Annotated in this window: 8 protein-coding genes and 3 pseudogenes; 5 read left to right on the top strand and 6 right to left on the bottom strand. The window is 59.8% G+C overall.

Annotated elements, in window-relative coordinates; all coding sequences use genetic code 11:
- Positions 1-657: 657 nt before the first annotated feature.
- The 3 genes and pseudogenes from ACIPUD_RS30240 to pseG form a co-directional block, all read right to left on the bottom strand.
- Positions 658-1,686, bottom strand: a complete 1,029-nt coding sequence (locus ACIPUD_RS30240) for an acyltransferase family protein (protein WP_446482117.1) — start codon at positions 1,684-1,686, stop codon at positions 658-660.
- A gap of 1,162 nt (positions 1,687-2,848) precedes the next feature.
- Positions 2,849-3,811, bottom strand: a pseudogene (locus ACIPUD_RS30235) (acyltransferase family protein); the annotation flags it as partial.
- Between the two features lie 448 nt (positions 3,812-4,259).
- Positions 4,260-5,366, bottom strand: a complete 1,107-nt coding sequence (gene pseG / locus ACIPUD_RS30230; RefSeq protein WP_446482116.1) for a UDP-2,4-diacetamido-2,4,6-trideoxy-beta-L-altropyranose hydrolase — start codon at positions 5,364-5,366, stop codon at positions 4,260-4,262.
- 176 nt (positions 5,367-5,542) lie between these two features.
- Here pseG and ACIPUD_RS30225 point away from each other — a divergent pair, with 176 nt between their 5' ends.
- From ACIPUD_RS30225 to ACIPUD_RS30215, 3 genes are all read left to right on the top strand, one after another.
- On the top strand, positions 5,543-6,943 hold the full coding sequence (locus ACIPUD_RS30225) for a capsular polysaccharide export protein, LipB/KpsS family (protein ID WP_446482115.1): 1,401 nt from the start codon (positions 5,543-5,545) through the stop codon (positions 6,941-6,943).
- An 11-nt stretch (positions 6,944-6,954) separates the two neighbouring features.
- Positions 6,955-7,704, top strand: a complete 750-nt coding sequence (locus ACIPUD_RS30220; protein ID WP_446482114.1) for a glycosyltransferase family 2 protein — start codon at positions 6,955-6,957, stop codon at positions 7,702-7,704.
- 151 nt (positions 7,705-7,855) lie between these two features.
- On the top strand, positions 7,856-8,818 hold the full coding sequence (locus ACIPUD_RS30215) for a UDP-glucuronic acid decarboxylase family protein (RefSeq protein WP_446482113.1): 963 nt from the start codon (positions 7,856-7,858) through the stop codon (positions 8,816-8,818).
- A gap of 720 nt (positions 8,819-9,538) precedes the next feature.
- Here ACIPUD_RS30215 and ACIPUD_RS30210 read toward each other — a convergent pair.
- Positions 9,539-10,573 (bottom strand): IS110 family transposase, encoded by a 1,035-nt coding sequence (locus tag ACIPUD_RS30210; RefSeq protein ID WP_446482112.1) that lies wholly within the window; start codon positions 10,571-10,573, stop codon positions 9,539-9,541.
- A 126-nt stretch (positions 10,574-10,699) separates the two neighbouring features.
- On the opposite strand from ACIPUD_RS30210, the pseudogene ACIPUD_RS30205 reads away from it, so the two are divergent.
- Positions 10,700-11,413 (top strand): annotated as a pseudogene (locus ACIPUD_RS30205) (IS5 family transposase); the annotation flags it as partial.
- A gap of 74 nt (positions 11,414-11,487) precedes the next feature.
- Here the strand turns inward: ACIPUD_RS30205 and ACIPUD_RS30200 are convergent.
- A pseudogene (locus ACIPUD_RS30200) lies at positions 11,488-12,836 on the bottom strand (IS701 family transposase).
- Between the two features lie 66 nt (positions 12,837-12,902).
- Positions 12,903-15,866: a M10 family metallopeptidase C-terminal domain-containing protein gene (locus ACIPUD_RS30195; protein ID WP_446482111.1), complete on the bottom strand. Its 2,964-nt coding sequence runs from the start codon at positions 15,864-15,866 to the stop codon at positions 12,903-12,905.
- Between the two features lie 200 nt (positions 15,867-16,066).
- On the opposite strand from ACIPUD_RS30195, the gene ACIPUD_RS30190 reads away from it, so the two are divergent.
- Positions 16,067-16,393, top strand: coding sequence for a hypothetical protein (locus tag ACIPUD_RS30190; protein ID WP_446482110.1), 327 nt, complete (start codon positions 16,067-16,069; stop codon positions 16,391-16,393).
- Positions 16,394-16,474: the final 81 nt, after the last annotated feature.

Raw genomic sequence — 16,474 nt, 5'->3', positions numbered from 1 at the left:
GTTTCTCTCCCTCTAAAGTGTACCAAATCCCCGATAAGCATAGCTATGGAAATGCAATCGCCGCTGAATAGGACATTCACTCTCTGTTCACGCGGGCTTGGCCTGGTCGATTCGGGAGCGCTGGACCGCCAAAAGGACTCAGCATGAGCAAAACGTCCTTGCAGCAGGTCTCGAGGAAGAGCGCGGCTAACTGGCCTTACGCACGGGCAGCTGCGCTCGTAGGACCGTGCTGGCTTCTTTCAACCTCGCTACGCCTGTGAAAATATGCTTGCGCCTTACAGCCGGGTGCATTTCTTCCAGGACATTGTTGGGCTCACAACCATCGCCGTGCTCATGAAGGAGCACAAGATTTCCGTGCAGAAGCGCAGAAGCTGAGGAAAGTCGCAGAGGAGTTGATTCGGCGGGGATATGATTACTGGGTGGACGTGAAACTGTGGGTCGCCAAAGGACAAGTCCATTCCCGCCCCCCCAAGATCAGGGAGTTCATTTCGCGCTTGCCCTTATTCACAGGGAGTGGGTTGTCGGATTTGAGTCTTTGACCCGCCACGACTCAGACGCACTTTTCCGCTTCGTACCTAAAATGCGACAGAATTAGACCGTCCTTTGCGCCAACGAGACTTAGCTATATCAGCGCGCCATAAGACGACAGTGCGTTCCTCAATCCGTAGCGATGTCTTTCGTCAGAACGAGTTCATTTGAAGGAAGCGGATTTTGCAGGAACGTGGTGAGCGGCTTGATGCTCCGCCGCTCGATAAAGAAATATGTCAGCCAGGCGATCATTCCAAGGAAAACCGGCAGTGCTACTGCCCGCAAGAGTAAGTCGATCGGCCGATCGTCGCCGATATGCAGCGCGTGAAGGATCATGTGGCCTACGTCCTGATGGAGCAAGTAGAGCGGATAACTGATCAGACCAATGTAAGCGGCCGGCCGCAGAACTTTTGGCGCTTCGTATCGAGAGGCGAGAAACACTGCAAGTGTGCCAAGCGATAGCGTCAGAAGCCGCCATCCTTCCATTGGAATAGACGGTTGCTGATAATGCAGGAGTTGATGGGCACATTCGAGAAACAGCGCTGTCGCCAAGCCAAATAGCGCTTGCTTGCGATCGCCACTGGCTAAAGAAGCGACGCTTAGGCCTGCGATGAAGAAGGCGAAAAAGTCGTTCGTATAAGACGTGCTCGGGCTCGACAGAGCAAAGCGCGCCAAGCAATAGCCGCAGACGGCAAGCAGAAGGTATTTGCGCAGTCCGAGGACTAATATCGCCGCGCAAAGCACATAGAACTGAAACTCCACGATCAAAGACCAATACGCCCAGTCCGGCGGTGCATAGTCGATGCGGAGAAGATTGAGCGTGGGGAGCGCAACGAGCGAATAGGCGTAGTCGCGCCACGACACCAGCCGGGACGGGTCAATGAGTTCTGGAGCAACGTGCTTGAAGGCAGTCGTCAGGAAGCCGCACACGACGAGAGCCGGAAGCAACCGGCCAACGCGCTTGGCGTAGAAGTGCCAGGCGGATCGTGAGGTCCGGGCACTGAACGATATGCAGTATCCGCTGATGATGAAGAAGAGCAAAACGCCGTGAGTTCCCCGATTGAACAGGGAAATCGGCACAAAGTGATAGAGCAGTACCCAGATTATCGCGACTGCCCGCAGGCAATCGATTCCAACCGACCGGTGGTCGTGTTTCAAATTGCGCCCCGTTGTTTGCAATTATTTCCAGCCTCCTATCACTGGGGACGGCGAGCGGACAACCGTTGATGGAGAACGGGCTAGGGAAGCCCGATGGGTGTCCTATAAGACGCAGGCAATCGTGATTGGGCTCAAGGCCGTGGCGGGCGCGCCGCGGCCCCCAAGGGGCAGCTTCTTAGCAAATCAGTATGGCGGGTCCGCGGGCCCAGAAATCCGGACCTTGCGAAGGCGATATCGCTTGGCGGCGGGGTCGACCTGCGTGACGAGCCTTGGCGGGCTCTGATCGCAATGGCTGCACCTTGGCAAGTACCCTCATCTGACTCTAGCATATCACGGCCGGGGTGGCATCGCAATGCCGAGGGCCGCCTAGCCTGCGGCCGATGTTCAAGGGGACCCCAAAGGCTATGCCGCGAGTCCTCAAGGCTCGCTCTTAAGACCGAGGCTTTGCCGTCCGTCACGGCAAGCAGCCCTTGGTAGCCAAATCTTGAGAAACTACCCGTCCACCGAAGAATCCATGTTTCCGCCGCGAGCGGAGTCGTTGATCGTTTCCATACCCAGCCACTATTCAACCGCGGGTGACCGCAAGGCCTCTGAGCGCCTCGCCAGACTGAGGAAAGAGGCATCCGTGGGAGATCGAGCGGCTGATTGCTTTCCTCGACACGAGCGACCCGTGTGTCGACGGCGTTCGAGATAATCGAGGATACTGGCATAGGGATCGCGAGGGCCTCTTAGAGCAAGTTGGAACGCAAGGCTGGCAGCAGGGAACGATGGTATGAGTAACGTTGTCACGTTCCCCGGCGGACCGTCAGCAGCGCCCGCTCTCCCACCAGAGCCGGATGCTGAACCCCAAGAGGCAAGATCCTGGGGCGACCGGACGTACTCCCTTCAGGATATCCAGCGGCACGTTGAGGCGCGCCGCGCTTAGGGCAAGCCGTGGCCTGGGCGATCGCCGTTCAGCACCAGAACCCGCCGGCAGCCCAGCTCGACGCCGCACGGGAAGCGACGGCCGAAGCGTATCGCGGACTATCGTGGGCTGCCCATGGGCTCATCGCCAACCCGCGAATCCGGAGGCCCCTGTTGACCTGCTGCTAAGCGCCGACGCCGCCTCAAACGGTGATACTTCCGTATCGAGGCGGCGCGCGTGCTGAGACGCGGGCCGCAATTAAGCCAGTTGCTCAGTCAAGCACCGTGGCCGAGTGAGACGGATCATCGGGCGCTCGATCACGATCCAAGTGAAATACGAAACAAGGCAGCAAGCGATCAGGGCCGCGAAGCGCCAGATTTCGCAACTCCACGCCGGCAGTGGGAAGGGCAGCCATTGACCTCCGATGATCGAAGCCACGAGAAAGATGATGTAATGCAGCAGATAGATCGAATACGAGGCGTCGCCCGCCTTGACCAGCCAAGTGAATGGGCGGTGCCCCCAGGGCAGCTCGAGCTTGACCATGCCCGCAAGAATCAGGGCCATCGAAGCTGGCACGGAGAACAGGAAATCATGCTGCCGAGTCCAGGCAAGCAGTGCGATGCCTGCAATGAGGGGAACGGCACTCCCAAGCCATGCTATCGGCTTTCGGCTGAGGTAGACGAGAACTCCTGCAAGAAAATCGGCTTGGACAGCCGAGACAAGGTGAAACGACCAAGGATTGCCGAGATACCAGCCTGCGAACGCCAGCCCGGCTAGCACCAACGCCAGGCCAACGATCCCGATGAAGGGCACGCACAGCGCGGCGAGAGCGTAGAACACCAACTCACGCTCCAGCGTCCAGCTAATCTCATAGGCGGGGGCACCCTGTTGCGGCAGCAAAGTCATCGAATAGATGACATGTCCGCTGGTCTGAGGGGCGTACTTGCCCCAAACAATGAGGCCTACCACAACGATCAGTGTCGCCCAGTACATCGGGTAGAGGCGGAACAACCGCTTGAACACGAAGCCGCCCACAGTGAAGGAAGGTCTCGAGGTGACGAGGCAGATCACATAACCCGCGATGGCGAAGAAGACGTCCACGCCCAAAAAGTCCCAGCGAGCGAGCGGAGGAATCGGCAGCCAATCGCTTTCCGGAAAGGCGCCGCACACAGCGACGTACGAATGGAAATAGGCTACCGATAGCGCGGCGATCGCCCGGGCGGCTTGTAATCCCTGAACTTGTGTTCTTGCGCCATCATATTCTGGCTAGCGATATCAGTGCGACCAATCAAGTCCCCGCCCTCTACTTGCTCCTGCGCACTGCCCAAGCTCCTGCCAATGGCACGCAGAACCAAGCTTGCGGCTCCGGCTGGAATCGGCAAGCTTCTTAAGCCGATTCTCAGGAGATCGGCATAGCTGATGAATGACGCTGGCAGCCCTGACGTGCGGGCCACCGGGCGGAGTCTGATCGGCGACATGGGCAGCATCAGTACGAGGTCGACGAGCTCGCGGATTTGAGCCCACCGGCCTGTTTGAGTTGGCGGCCAACTCGTAACGAGATTTCGGCCCGGGTGCTTCCCGTATACTTCCCAGAGCAAAAATACGGGAAGCAGAGATGTTTCATCTCGCTGTTTTTCCTTCATAAAATCTTTCGTTGACTGATCTCCGGCTAAAATCGGGAAGTGAGTTCGAGACGCACGCGGCCGCTACCTTGGCCGTCCACCAGCGCCAAGGCGGCCTCCCCCAATACCTTCACTCGGGCCGGTTCCGCCTGCAGCGAGCGGATGGCGTCGGCAAGCGCTTCGGCCGTGACAGACGAGCTCGACCCGAGATACAGCGCCGCTCCCGCGTGGGCGAGGGCCGCTAACGCGCTAACTTGATTTGCCGCAATATCCACCACCACAGCCGGCAAGCCGAGACAGCAACGCTCCCAGCTCATACCACCTCCCGCTCCGATCGACAGGTCGGCCCGGCGCATCAGCTCGGCCATGTTATTTGCACTGCGGTGCACCTGCGCACGCGGCAGCTCGTCGCAAAGTTGCGCAATCGACTTTGCATGCGGATTGCTCTGACCGATGACAACGTCCACCGCAATCTCTGGACTCCCGAGGCTTGCGATAGCTTGCAACGCCTTAGCAGTATCGTTGGTTGGATCAGAGCCACCGAAGCAAACCAGAATCCGACCGATGTCGCCGCTGCGGCCTGACAACAAGCGACGTTGCTCTACAAATTCGGGACGAAGCAAGGCGTATCTCGGCCCGAGCAATTGCACGCAAGAATGCGATACACGTTCACGATAGCGCGTCTCCATCTGCTGAACGAGGTTCTGATCGAGGAGAATCTCGCAGTCGTGCGGACGATCGGCGAGATCGTCAATCACGAGGATTCGCAAGCCGTGTCGTCGGCAGGCATTCTCCCAATTGACATCGAGAGAATAGTGATCGACGACAAGCCAGTCGGCTGGTCCAATCTCCTCCATCACCTGAAAGGTCTGCTCCGCATCCTGTTGCCACGTCGTAGGCAACCAATGCGCGTAGCTCTGGTCCGAGTTAGCTGCTTGCGGATTCGACACCTGTGGATCTGGTAAGAGCCGCACGAGATGGCCGTAGCTTTGAATCAGTGGAGCCAACGCAGCGGCATGGCTGCGCATAAGAAAGCACGATGCGGTTCGGCCTTCGGCAAGGATATTCGCTAGGGTCAGACAACGCGTAAGGTGCCCCATCCCCATCTGGACCGAAGCGTCGACTCGGAAAATGACCCGCTTCATCCTGTTCATAGTTGCTGCCAACTCTCCCGAACAGCCAATGCAACAAGCGTCGCGTTTCCAGGCGATACGAATCCAACAGGCAGCCTACTACTACAGCCTGGAGCAAAAAAGAACTTTAATGCAAGCTTGACTGTCGCTCGCGCTTCTATATGCGGAAGTGGCAAATACACAACCGTCGCGCTAGCATGTATTCCGAAAACAAGATCTTGATCACCACACTTGCCGAATACCAGACCCGGTTCTGGATTCCGGTCGCACAGCGATTGCGCGCGGCAGGCCATGACGTCGAATTGCTCGCCTTCGACGATCGCAGCGCGGAGATTTCGGCCGCTGCAGGCGTGCCGGTTACGAACATGTACCGCGAGGGCCTCAAGGCCGGCCCTGCACCCGACGACCGCAAGGCGTTCGACGCGCGCGTCGCCGCCTACGGACTAGATGGGACCAATTTCCTGTTCAGTCATGAACGTTTCACTTTCGGCATCCGCGACACGGCAGCGTTGCGCCGGCGATTCATGATCTACGCCAACGCCATGGAGGCGGTGCTCGACCGGCTGGAGGCGCAAGGCACGCGCGCCGAACTGGTGCAGGAGCTCGGCGGCTTTCTCTCCGTCATCGCGAGCTTCTACGCCGCAAGGCGCCGCAACATCCGCAACTGGTTCATCGAGCCGTCGTTCTTCCGCGGCCGGACGTATTTTACCCGTGACAGCCTCGCAGCGCCCGACGTGATGGCGACGCCGGCAGACACGGTGTCATCAGAGGTGCGCGCTTATCTGGACGACACGCTGACGCAGCGTGCCATCGTCATCCCCAAGAAGGACCAGCACCATTATTCGGCGGCTTTCAAGAAGGTCGTGAACTTGCACAATGCCCACCGTCTTGTCGAAAAACTCTGGGACCAGTTTGCGCTCGGCAAGCACCAGGAGTTCGGGCACAATCTGCGCCACGCGCGTGTTCATGCGGCAATGGCGCTCAACGCGACGCGGCTGCGGAAGCTCTATCGCCCGCTCCCCGACACCCCCTTCGTCTACTACCCTTTCCACGTTCCCGCCGACATGGCGTTGACGCTGCGCTCACCAGATTATCTCGACCAGGTCGCGACCGTCGACTTCCTGCTGCGGACGATCCCGGACTCGCATGTGCTGGTGGTGAAGGAGCACCCCGCTCAGATCGGCGCGATCTCTGCCGACCGCCTGTTCGAGCTGGCGCGCCGGTTCGACAATTTCGTGCTGCTGCCGCCGCAGACCAACAATTACACCGTGCTCAATCGTGCCGATGCGGTCATCTCCGTCAACAGCAAGTCGGGCGCCGAAGCGCTGTTGCTCGGCAAGCCGGTCGTGGTGATGGGCGATGCGTTCTACCGCTCTTGTCCGCTGGTATATGCGGTCGATCGTCTGGCCGACGTACCTGCCCGGCTGCGCGAGGCGCTCTCCGCCGGGTCTTTCGATACGGCCAAGGGCGCACCCTATTTCGAGTCTGCCTGGCGCCGGTCTTATCCGGGCGAGCTCTATATCAGCGATCCCAAGCTGCTCGACACGTTTGCGGCCTCCTTGCGCGCGGCAATCGCCGAGCCGGCCCGCGTGAACTGAACGGATCTGTGATGCCGCTCGTCTCAATCATAACACCGTCCTGGAACGTCGAAGGCCTGATCGAGGAAACAATCCGTTCGGTGCAGGACCAGACGTTCGCCGATTGGGAACTCTTGATCGCCGACGACTGCTCGACCGACAGGACGCCGGCGATCATCGCCGCGATCGGCGAGCGCGATCCCCGCGTCAAGCTGATCCGACAGGCCCGAAATGGCGGCCCTGCGCTCGCCCGCCAAGCCTCGATTGACGCCGCGCGGGGCCGCTATCTCGCTTTCCTCGACAGCGACGATCTGTGGCTGCCGGGCAAGCTCGAGCGCCAGCTCGCCTTCGCCCGCGAGAAGCGGGCCGCCCTCAGCTACACCGCGTTCCGTCGCATCGACGAGAGCAACACAATCACCGGACGGCTGATCCAGGTGCCGGCCTCGCTCACTTATAGCCAGCTCCTGGAGAACACCGCGATCGCGACGCTGACAGCGATGGTCGACCGCGAGATCGCCGGTTCCGTCGTGATGAAGAACGAGGGCTATGACGATTTCTGCCTGTGGCTCTCGATCCTCAAGCGCGGCCATACCGCCTACGGTCTCAACGAGGACCTTGCGCGCTACCGCGTCAGGGGCTCTTCGGTCTCCAGCCGCCCGGCGCGTTCCGCCAAATGGGTCTGGCAGATCTACCGCAATGTCGAACAGCTCTCGCTGATCAGATCGGCCTGGTGCTTTGCCCATTGGAGTGCGCGCGCCTGGCTGAAACGACGGGAGTTCTAGCCAGTGCCCTGCCACGCACTAAATAGCGAAAACAACCCCATACACAGCACCGGTATTTCCATACCTGCAACCAAGCCATTTGGCTATTGGCGAGCACGGCCGTTGCCGATACCACTCAGCGCGCTGCGCCGCGGACAATCTGGAACCGATCATGCCGTTTGAAAGCTACAAGAACAGCCGCATCCTCGTCACCGGGGGCGCCGGCTTCATCGGATCCCACCTCTGCGAGCGGCTGCTCGATACGGGGGCCGAGGTGGTCTCCGTCGACAATTACTTCACCGGCAGCCGGCGCAATATCTCCCATCTGATCGCAAATCCGCTGTTCGAAGCGGTCCGGCACGACGTCACCTTCCCGCTCTACATCGAGGTCGACGCGATCTTCAACCTGGCCTGCCCTGCCTCGCCGATCCACTATCAGCGCGATCCCGTGCAGACTACCAAGACCTCGGTGCACGGCGCCATCAACATGCTTGGCCTCGCCAAGCGGCTCAAGGCGCGCATCTTTCAGGCCTCCACCAGCGAGGTCTATGGCGATCCGCTGACCCATCCCCAAACCGAGGACTATTGGGGCAACGTCAACCCTATCGGCATCCGCTCCTGTTACGACGAAGGCAAGCGCTGCGCCGAAACGCTGTTCTTCGACTATTGGCGTCAGCACGGCCTGCCGATCAAGGTCGCGCGCATCTTCAACACCTACGGCCCGCGCATGCAGCCCAATGACGGGCGCGTGGTGTCGTCCTTCATCGTCCAGGCGCTCAAGGGCGAGCCGATCACCGTGTTCGGCGACGGCGGGCAGACCCGCTCGTTCTGCTATGTCGACGATCTCGTCGAAGCCATCATGCGGCTGATGGCGACCGGCGAGAACATCACCGGACCGATCAACATCGGCAACAATTCGGAGTTCACCATTCGCGAGCTCGCCGAGAAGGTGATCAAGCTCACCGGCTCGCGCTCGCAACTGATCTTCCAGCCGCTGCCCCAGGACGATCCGCGCCAGCGCCAGCCCGACCTCACCAAGGCAAAGGCGGCGCTGGACTGGGAGCCGAAGGTCGCGCTCGAGGACGGGCTGAAGGAGACGATCGCCTATTTCAAGCGTACGCTCGATCTCCCCTGACGGAAGCGCAGCTCCCACGTGGCTCGCTTTTTCAACGTGATCCCTCGCAATCTCCAACTTAAGTCATGGAACGGGTTTCCGTCGCTCGTAGTCCAAGCATCGCCGTCGCAGGTCACCAACTATGGCTGTTAAAGTGTCTGAAGCGAAGCGCGAGGGAGGAGCGCACAGTTGCTAGCGCTCCGCTTGTTCGCGCTGGAATGCCTGATCGCATAGAAGTGACAGACGCGCTGTCGTGTCGGTTAGAAGGCACCGGCACTCCCTCCATCTGATAGCGCTTAGCCTAATGCGTCGAGTCTGCCACGGCAGCCCGGCCGCCGGTCGAATGGGTAGCAGCGTGCTGGGAGCACGCCGCGGGTGCATGAGTCTGTACACATGCATTTTTAAATGGGGATCCGCCGCCAAGGAACATGGATCGAGCAGCGCTCGACCTGTGCACTCGTCAGCCTGGACTAGGTCCTGTACTCGTGGACGCCCCACGAGATGCAAGCGATTTTTGAAGAAGATCGGCACGTAGTCGGATGCCGCCATCTGTCCGGCCTCTGATGGTGCAGCGATGAAGCTGCGGGCCCGTATGGGAGTTCGCAGACCGGAACCAAATCATAAACGCGTGCTCGGTAGGCACGATGAGTACACCTGGTTCTTCCGGTCTCGTCTCGCCGACTGTTGCGCCATACTCTCCTTCGACCGACTACATCTCTGACGACCTCAGGTCGGCCAGGATTACGCCTTGGCTGCGACCGGAGCCCTGTAATTCTCCTGCTTGATAAGTAGCGCCCAGACGATCCGCGCCATCTTGTTGGCGAGCGCGACCGTTACCAGCATGCGCGGTTTGCGAGCCAGCATCTGTTCGAGCCACGATCCCCTTGGCGCACCGCGTTTGCTCGCCTGTTGCACGACCGCGCTGCTGCCGATGATGAGAAGGCGCCTGAGCGTGCGTTCGTCCATCTTGGACGTCGCACCGAGCTTCTGCTTGCCGCCTGTCGATCTTTGAAGAGGCGTGAGACCGAGCCATGCCGCGAAGTCACGGCCTTTGGCAAAGGTCTCGGCCGGCGGTGCTAGAGCGGCGATCGCAGTGGCGGAGATTGGGCCGATGCCGGGAACGGTCATTAGCCGGCGCGATACCTCGTCCTCGCGAGCACGTCGCGCGATCTCCTGGTCGAGATCCGCGATCTTGCCATTGAGGTCGGTCAGCAGGTCCAACATCAATCGGAACATGGCGTGGGCCGCTTTGGGAAGCGAGCTGGCCATCTCTTCCTCCTCGATCAGATCGATAAGCATCGCCACGTGCGATGGCCCCTTAGGTGCGACCCAACCATATTCAGTGAGATGTCCCCGGATCGCGTTGATGAGCTGCGTTCGCTGTCGCACTAACAGGTGACGGGTCCGAAACACCAGACCCGCCGCCTGTTGCTGTTCGCTCTTCACGGCCACGAACCGCATGCTCGGCCGCTGCGCTGCTTCGCAGATCGCCTCGGCGTCGATCGCGTCGTTCTTTTGCCGCTTCACAAACGGCTTTACATAGGCGGGAGGGATCAGCCGAACTTCGTGGCCAAGCCGAGTGAGCTGACGGGCCCAGTGATGCGCTCCGCCACATGCCTCCAGCGCTACCGTGCAACTCGGCTGGGCTGCGAAGAAATCCAGCAGCTTTCCTCGGCTGATCCGTTTGCTGAATATAGCTCGCCCTTTCCCGTCTGCTCCATGAGCGTGGAAAACCTGCTTGGCGATGTCCAGACCGATTATGCTAACCTCCGACACGGAAGCCTCCCTTAAGTGGTGCTAAACACCTCCACTTTGGCACATCGATGCCGTCGGCGGGGCGTCCACCCCATCATAAAGGGACTCCATAGCTCGCGAACTCCTCCGGTGATTTGGAGGGGAGACATGGCGCGGTATTACCTGAGCGATCGAGAATGCGCCTTGATCAAGGTCCTGCTGCCGAACAAGTCGCGCGGCGTTGCGCGGGTGGACAATCGGCGGGTTCTCAACGGCATCGTTTATGTGCTTCGGACAGGCTCGCCTTGGCGAGATCTTCCGGAACACTACGGCCTCTACAACTATACCCGCTTTAATCGCTGGGCCAAGACGGGTGTTTGGGTGCAGATTTTCGAGGTGTTGGCAGACCTTTCGCCGCATTCGATGGCTCTGATCTGCAGTTCGATTATCCAGGCTCATCAGCATGCCGCTGGGGGTAAAAAGGGGGCGAAGATCACGCCATCGGCCGTTCTCGTGGAGGACTGAGCACCAAGATCAACGCTGCTGTCGATGAGAAGGGCATGACGGTCGGCTGATGCCACCCCGGGGAGGCTCACGATTTGCGTGCTGCGCCATTTCTGCTGCAAGGGCTCAGGTGCCGAGACGTCGTCGCCGATCGTGGCTATGACGCCGACGCCCTCCTGAACACGATCCGAGCCACTGGCGCCAGGGCTCGTATCCGTCCACCAGCCAGCGAATAATCCAACGCTCTGTCAGCCGGCGCATCTAGCGCCAGCGCAATCTGATCGAGCGGTTCTTCTGTAAGCTTAAGCATTTCAGACGCATCGCAACCCCTTCGATAAGCTCGCCCGCAACTTCCTCGCCGCGGTCGCTCTCGCATCTGCACGTCTCTCGACACGAGTTTATGAGTCCACCCCTAGCACTACTTTGGCAGAATGTGTTTGCGCCACTGTTTTTCAACGATTTGCTTTCGGCAATATGGGCACTGCTGAGACGGCGGCCGAAGGATGAGATCGACGATGGCGTGACGTACGGCGGGCATGGTTGGTTGAGGCGGAGGCCCGTTGATTCTTTTTTTTCCGCCCCGCGTATGGGAGGCGATGATGTTGCAGGAAGGCGTAGGCAATCATTGTCATCAGGGCGTGGCGATGCAGACCTTGCCATGATCGCCTTCGAAGTGATCAAGTCCAAGCTCCTCCTTCAATTCTGATGCGCCTGCTCACAAATCTACCGTGCCTTGATGGTGACGGCTAGTGTGCGCAGATCCGTCGCCGCCGGAAGATTGGCGAGATAGTATTTCTTCTCTCCAGAGGCACGTTGCTCGCCAATGAGCCAAGCTTCGTCGCCTTGGAGATGCTGCTGACCTTTATCCCATATCCGCTGCGGAGGGCCGTCGGCGGTCCGGACACGGAGAGCAGCAAATCGGGCTTTTAGCCGACCTTTCGTCCCGCTGCGCCAACTCACGGTTTTCCATTTGGCGCTGGCCAGCATTTGTTCTGCCGCAATCGATAAGATATCGGGCACGTGGTGCTTTCGTGGTTTCCCGCGAACTTTAGTAATCGGCCAAATGAGCTTCACATCGACCGGATACACTTTCAGGTGCCGAAGGGATACCGACAGCCCAGGCCAGCCCGCGCTCTGTTAGCACTTGTCGAAACGGTGCGATGAGGCCGTATCCTGCATCCGCCAGCACACATCCAAAGCGCACCTTGGCTGCCATCGCGCGGTCAATCTCGGCTAAAGCAATCTCCGGCTTGGACCGTGGCGTTCGCTGTTCGACTGGTACGCGAGCGCGCTTCAAACGAGACATGTCGCTCGTCCAACTGTCGGGCAGAAAGAGACGTAACGCGACCATCAATGGCACTTCGCCGCGCGCAAGCGTTAGAGACACCAGCGTTTGGCAATTTGCCGTTTTACCGAGAGCCGACGCGTATTGAGCCGCAACACCGACCGAGCGCTCACCCTTCTTCGGCAGTGAGGTGTCATCGATAACCAACACCGCATCGCTGCCGTCGACAAGTCGGTCCGCCTGGTTGAGCAGCTCTGTCTCCAGCGGCGTCGCGTCCCAGACACCGTCCGCAATGAAATGGTGCAACTGGTCGTAGTTGCTCGTGGCAAGGCGTTCCGCCATCGGCTGAATGCTCTTGCGATCGCCAGGACCGATCAGTCCCGCAACATACAGAGGACACATCCGCTGTCGGGTCTTATGACCCAGCCGGTCCAAGAACGGCCTCAGCCAGCGTTCGGGTTCGTCTTCCCATCCCGGCATCGTCAGCCCTCCAAGAGCCGACCACCCATGAATCATTGAAAAATTGATTCGGGAATCCTATAAAACGAGACAAAATCAACAATCTGCCAAAGTAGTGCTAGTCTAGTGAAGCAGGAAATTTCGCGTCAGAAGTTCGGTAATGTGGGATAGGCCTGAATGATCAATATGTGAGAACGCCGGATCACTCCCCTGGTTTTCCCAAAATCCATAATCAGAGGAGGACACTTGCGTCTCGAAGTGAAATCCAGTGCCCGATAGGTCGTTCAAAAAGGCCGGCGACGCGCTGTTGATGGAACCACTAATTGGCTGGATCTCAGGTTGGAAAACAAAACCTTTCTGATGGGACAGGAGAAGCTTCGTTGCAGATGATGCGCTGGCCATGGTCGCACCCGAAGGAATTCCAACGGTGCCGTCTCCATTAAGGTCTTGGTGGAAGACAGTCTCAAGCGACTCAAATGACGTATTCGTCCCCGTCACCTCGGGAACGATATTGCCCGTGTAGTTGCCGTTGCTGTCGGTGCTCCAGACCGTGTAGTGGCCTGTCGCCGTGTCCCTCCAGGCCACGTCGTATCCGCTGCCGGTCTGCTCGGCTGCGAAGGGCGCCCAGGTCCCATACAAACTGGCGCTGACCGGCGAGCCGGACATCTTCAGGACAGGCCCGCTGCCCGTGCTGATGGCGTTAAGATAGAAGTTGTCTCCCGTCTTCACCAGCTTGGTCGCGCCCTGCACCTCAATAGTGGCGCTGGGAATACCAATGGTCCCATCGCCATTGAGGTCTTGCTGGAAGGTCGTCTCGAGCGACTCAAACGACGTATTCGTCCCCGCCACCTCGGGAAGGATATTGCCCGTGTAGTTGCCGCTATCGTCCGTACTCCAGATCGTGTAGTGACCTGTCACCATGTCCCTCCAGGCCACGTCGTATCCGCTGCCGGTCTGCTCGACTGCGAAGGGCGCCCAGGTCCCATACAAACTGGCGTTAACCGGCGAGCCGTAGATCTTCAGGACAGGCCCGATGCCCGTGCTGATGGCCTCGAGATAGAAATTGTCTCCCGTCTTCACCAGCTTGGTGGCGCCCTGCGCCTCAATAGTGACGCTGAGAATACCAATGGTCCCATCGCCATTGAGGTCTTGCTGGAAGGTCGTCTCAAGCGACTCAAACGACGTATTCGTCCCCGTCACCTCGGGAACGATATTGGCCGTATAGTTGCCGTTGCCGTCCGTGCTCCAAATCGTGTAGTGACCTGTCGCCGTGTCCCTCCAGGCCACGTCGTATCCGCTGCCGGTCTGCTCGGCTGCGAAGGGCGCCCAGGTCCCATACGCAGTGGCACTGACCGGCGAGCCGTAGATTTTCAGGACAGGCCCGCTGCCCGTGCTGATGGCCGCGAGATAGAAATTGTCTCCCGTCTGCACCAGCTTGGTGGCGCCCTGCGCTTCAAGCGTGACGCTCGGAATACCGATGGTGCCATCGCCATTGAGGTCTTGCTGGAAGATGGTCTCGAGCGATCGAAATGATGCATTCGTCCCCGTCACCTCGGGAACGATATTGGCCGTATAGTTGCCGTTGCTGTCCGTGCTCCAGATCGTGTAGTGACCTGTCGCCGTGTCCCTCCAGGCCACGTCGTATCCGCTGCCGGTCTGCTCGGCTGCGAAGGGCGCCCAGGTCCCATACGCAGTGGCACTGACCGGCGAGCCGTAGATTTTCAGGACAGGCCCGCTGCCCGTGCTGATGGCCTTAAGATAGAAGTTGTCTCCAGTCTGCACAAGGCTAGTCGACCCGACCGCCTCGATCGCAACGTTGATCACGCTGACGCTTGCGATCGTGCCATCCGCGAACTGAAAATTCTCAACACCCGTCACCGTATCGGTTCCATCAGGTGAGCCGGAACGCTGGTCGACGATGGTGAAGGTCTGCGTCGTCGAATTGTAAGCGATGGCGTAATTGGCTTCGCTCCCCGAGTACACGGCGGTGTCGGTGCCGGTGCCGCCGGTGATGGTGTCGTTGCCGCCGCCACCGGTGATCGTATCGTTGCCGGCCCCGCCGTTCAGCACGTTGGCGATGACGTTCCCGATGATGGTATCGTTGCCTGATCCGCCCGTGGCGTTGTCTATGTAGGACCGCGCGTCGTTGTTGTAGAGATAGGAATTGTAGACATTCCCCGACGCGTAATGGCCGTTTCCGAGATTGGCCAGTTGAACCGACGAGAACACGGACGGCGCACCTGGATTAAGATTGATGCTCAGGTTCGTCGTGTAGTTCGACAAGTCGTACGTATCGACGCCGCCACCATCCCAGATCGTCTCATAGATGCGATTGGCCGAGCCACCGGCACCGCCATTGTCGGCCGGCTGGCCGACGCCGTTGATGAACTCCTGCCCGGTGGTCGGGCTCCAACTATAGACGGTGGTCCCGCCCTGGGTCGTGTAGTCCGCGCCGTACATCGTCTGTAGCGCGAGAATATCGTTGGCCATATAGGTCTGCGGATACCCATACGCTTCGTTCGTATAGCCGCTCGTGGTCGAAGCACCGACATAGCTGCGATAGCTCATGACGGTGTATTCGGTGTCGTCATGCGCGCTCGGCACCGCGACATTGGCGGGGCCGCCCGCTTCCTGACTGTGCTTCAGGCCAAGGGCGTGTCCGAGCTCGTGCAACGCAGTCGTGAAATAGTAGTTGCCGAGCGCCGCCTGCGAATAGTTGTAGGCGGTGCCGAACCAGATGTCGCCGCCGGCCGCGTAATTGCCGGGGTAATAGGCGTAGGATGTCGGATTGGCCGCTGGCGACTGCGCGACCATGATGTCGGCGCCGTTCGTCCCGGCATACTGGATGTTGGCGTTGGTGTAGCTGAGGATCAGTCCGATCGCGTAATTGATCGCCGCCTGCGTCTGACTCGGCGCCGAGGCAAAACCCGACGTCGTCGGCTCGCTGCTGCCGCCGCTGTAGGGAATGGCGTAGTCGCTGGGCGAGTCGGGAAAGCTGTACGTGATCGTGCCGGACCATTTGTAGCCCGATAGCAGGCCGTCGATGTCGGCGTTGTTGGTCTTGGTGACCGTGACCGCGGTGGCCAAAGCGAATCTCCGAAGCAGGTGGCCCATATGATTCGGGGGCCAGACAGGCGATTCTAGCTTGAGAGTTGAACGTTTGGTTTAATTTGGGCGAGGAGGTCCGGACTCCTTCCATAAGACCGTGTTAGCCATCAATTCCCGTAGTCATACGGGCCAGGACGAGGATGCCGGTTCCGGCTAGCTGCCGTGTTGCGAGTGAAATCATGAAAATACGTTCCCTCCCGGCCGGCCTGTTCGGCGCTCTGATGGCGCTCGCCGGGCCGGGCCATCTATCCTTCGGAGGACAGCCTGTCATGGTCGGAAAAGCCAACGCGGATGAGTGCGGCAAGGAAAGCGCCAGGCAAGGCGTCACAGCGGGGTGCGTCCCCACCGTTCCAATGGCCCGCGACCCCTCGGCTGCGGTCGCGGAGGAGTACGAATCCGCCCGTCGCAAGGGAACGCGGGAGGCGTTCGAGCTGTTCATTGCGCGCCACGGCGATGACCCGCTGGCCGAGCGGGCGCGCGCCGAGCTGAAGCGGCTGGCGCGCTGATCCTTCGCAGGCGCCCGCAGGCGTTGCATTTTCGACAGGCGGCATCCGCGCGGCCCTGACCTGCCGCGTGATGTCTTGCCG

Source organism: Bradyrhizobium sp. CAR08 (assembly GCF_052871955.1).
Note: the sequence above shows the minus strand (reverse complement) of the source record. Positions and strands in the feature narration are given on the sequence as shown.

Coding starts and splice junctions, on each gene's coding strand:
- ACIPUD_RS30215 (WP_446482113.1), top strand. CDS start 7,856: ATGCCGTTTGAAAGCTACAAGAACAGCCGCATCCTCGTCACCGGGGGC.
- pseG (WP_446482116.1), bottom strand. CDS start 5,366: ATGAACAGGATGAAGCGGGTCATTTTCCGAGTCGACGCTTCGGTCCAG.
- ACIPUD_RS30190 (WP_446482110.1), top strand. CDS start 16,067: ATGAAAATACGTTCCCTCCCGGCCGGCCTGTTCGGCGCTCTGATGGCG.
- ACIPUD_RS30225 (WP_446482115.1), top strand. CDS start 5,543: ATGTATTCCGAAAACAAGATCTTGATCACCACACTTGCCGAATACCAG.
- ACIPUD_RS30220 (WP_446482114.1), top strand. CDS start 6,955: ATGCCGCTCGTCTCAATCATAACACCGTCCTGGAACGTCGAAGGCCTG.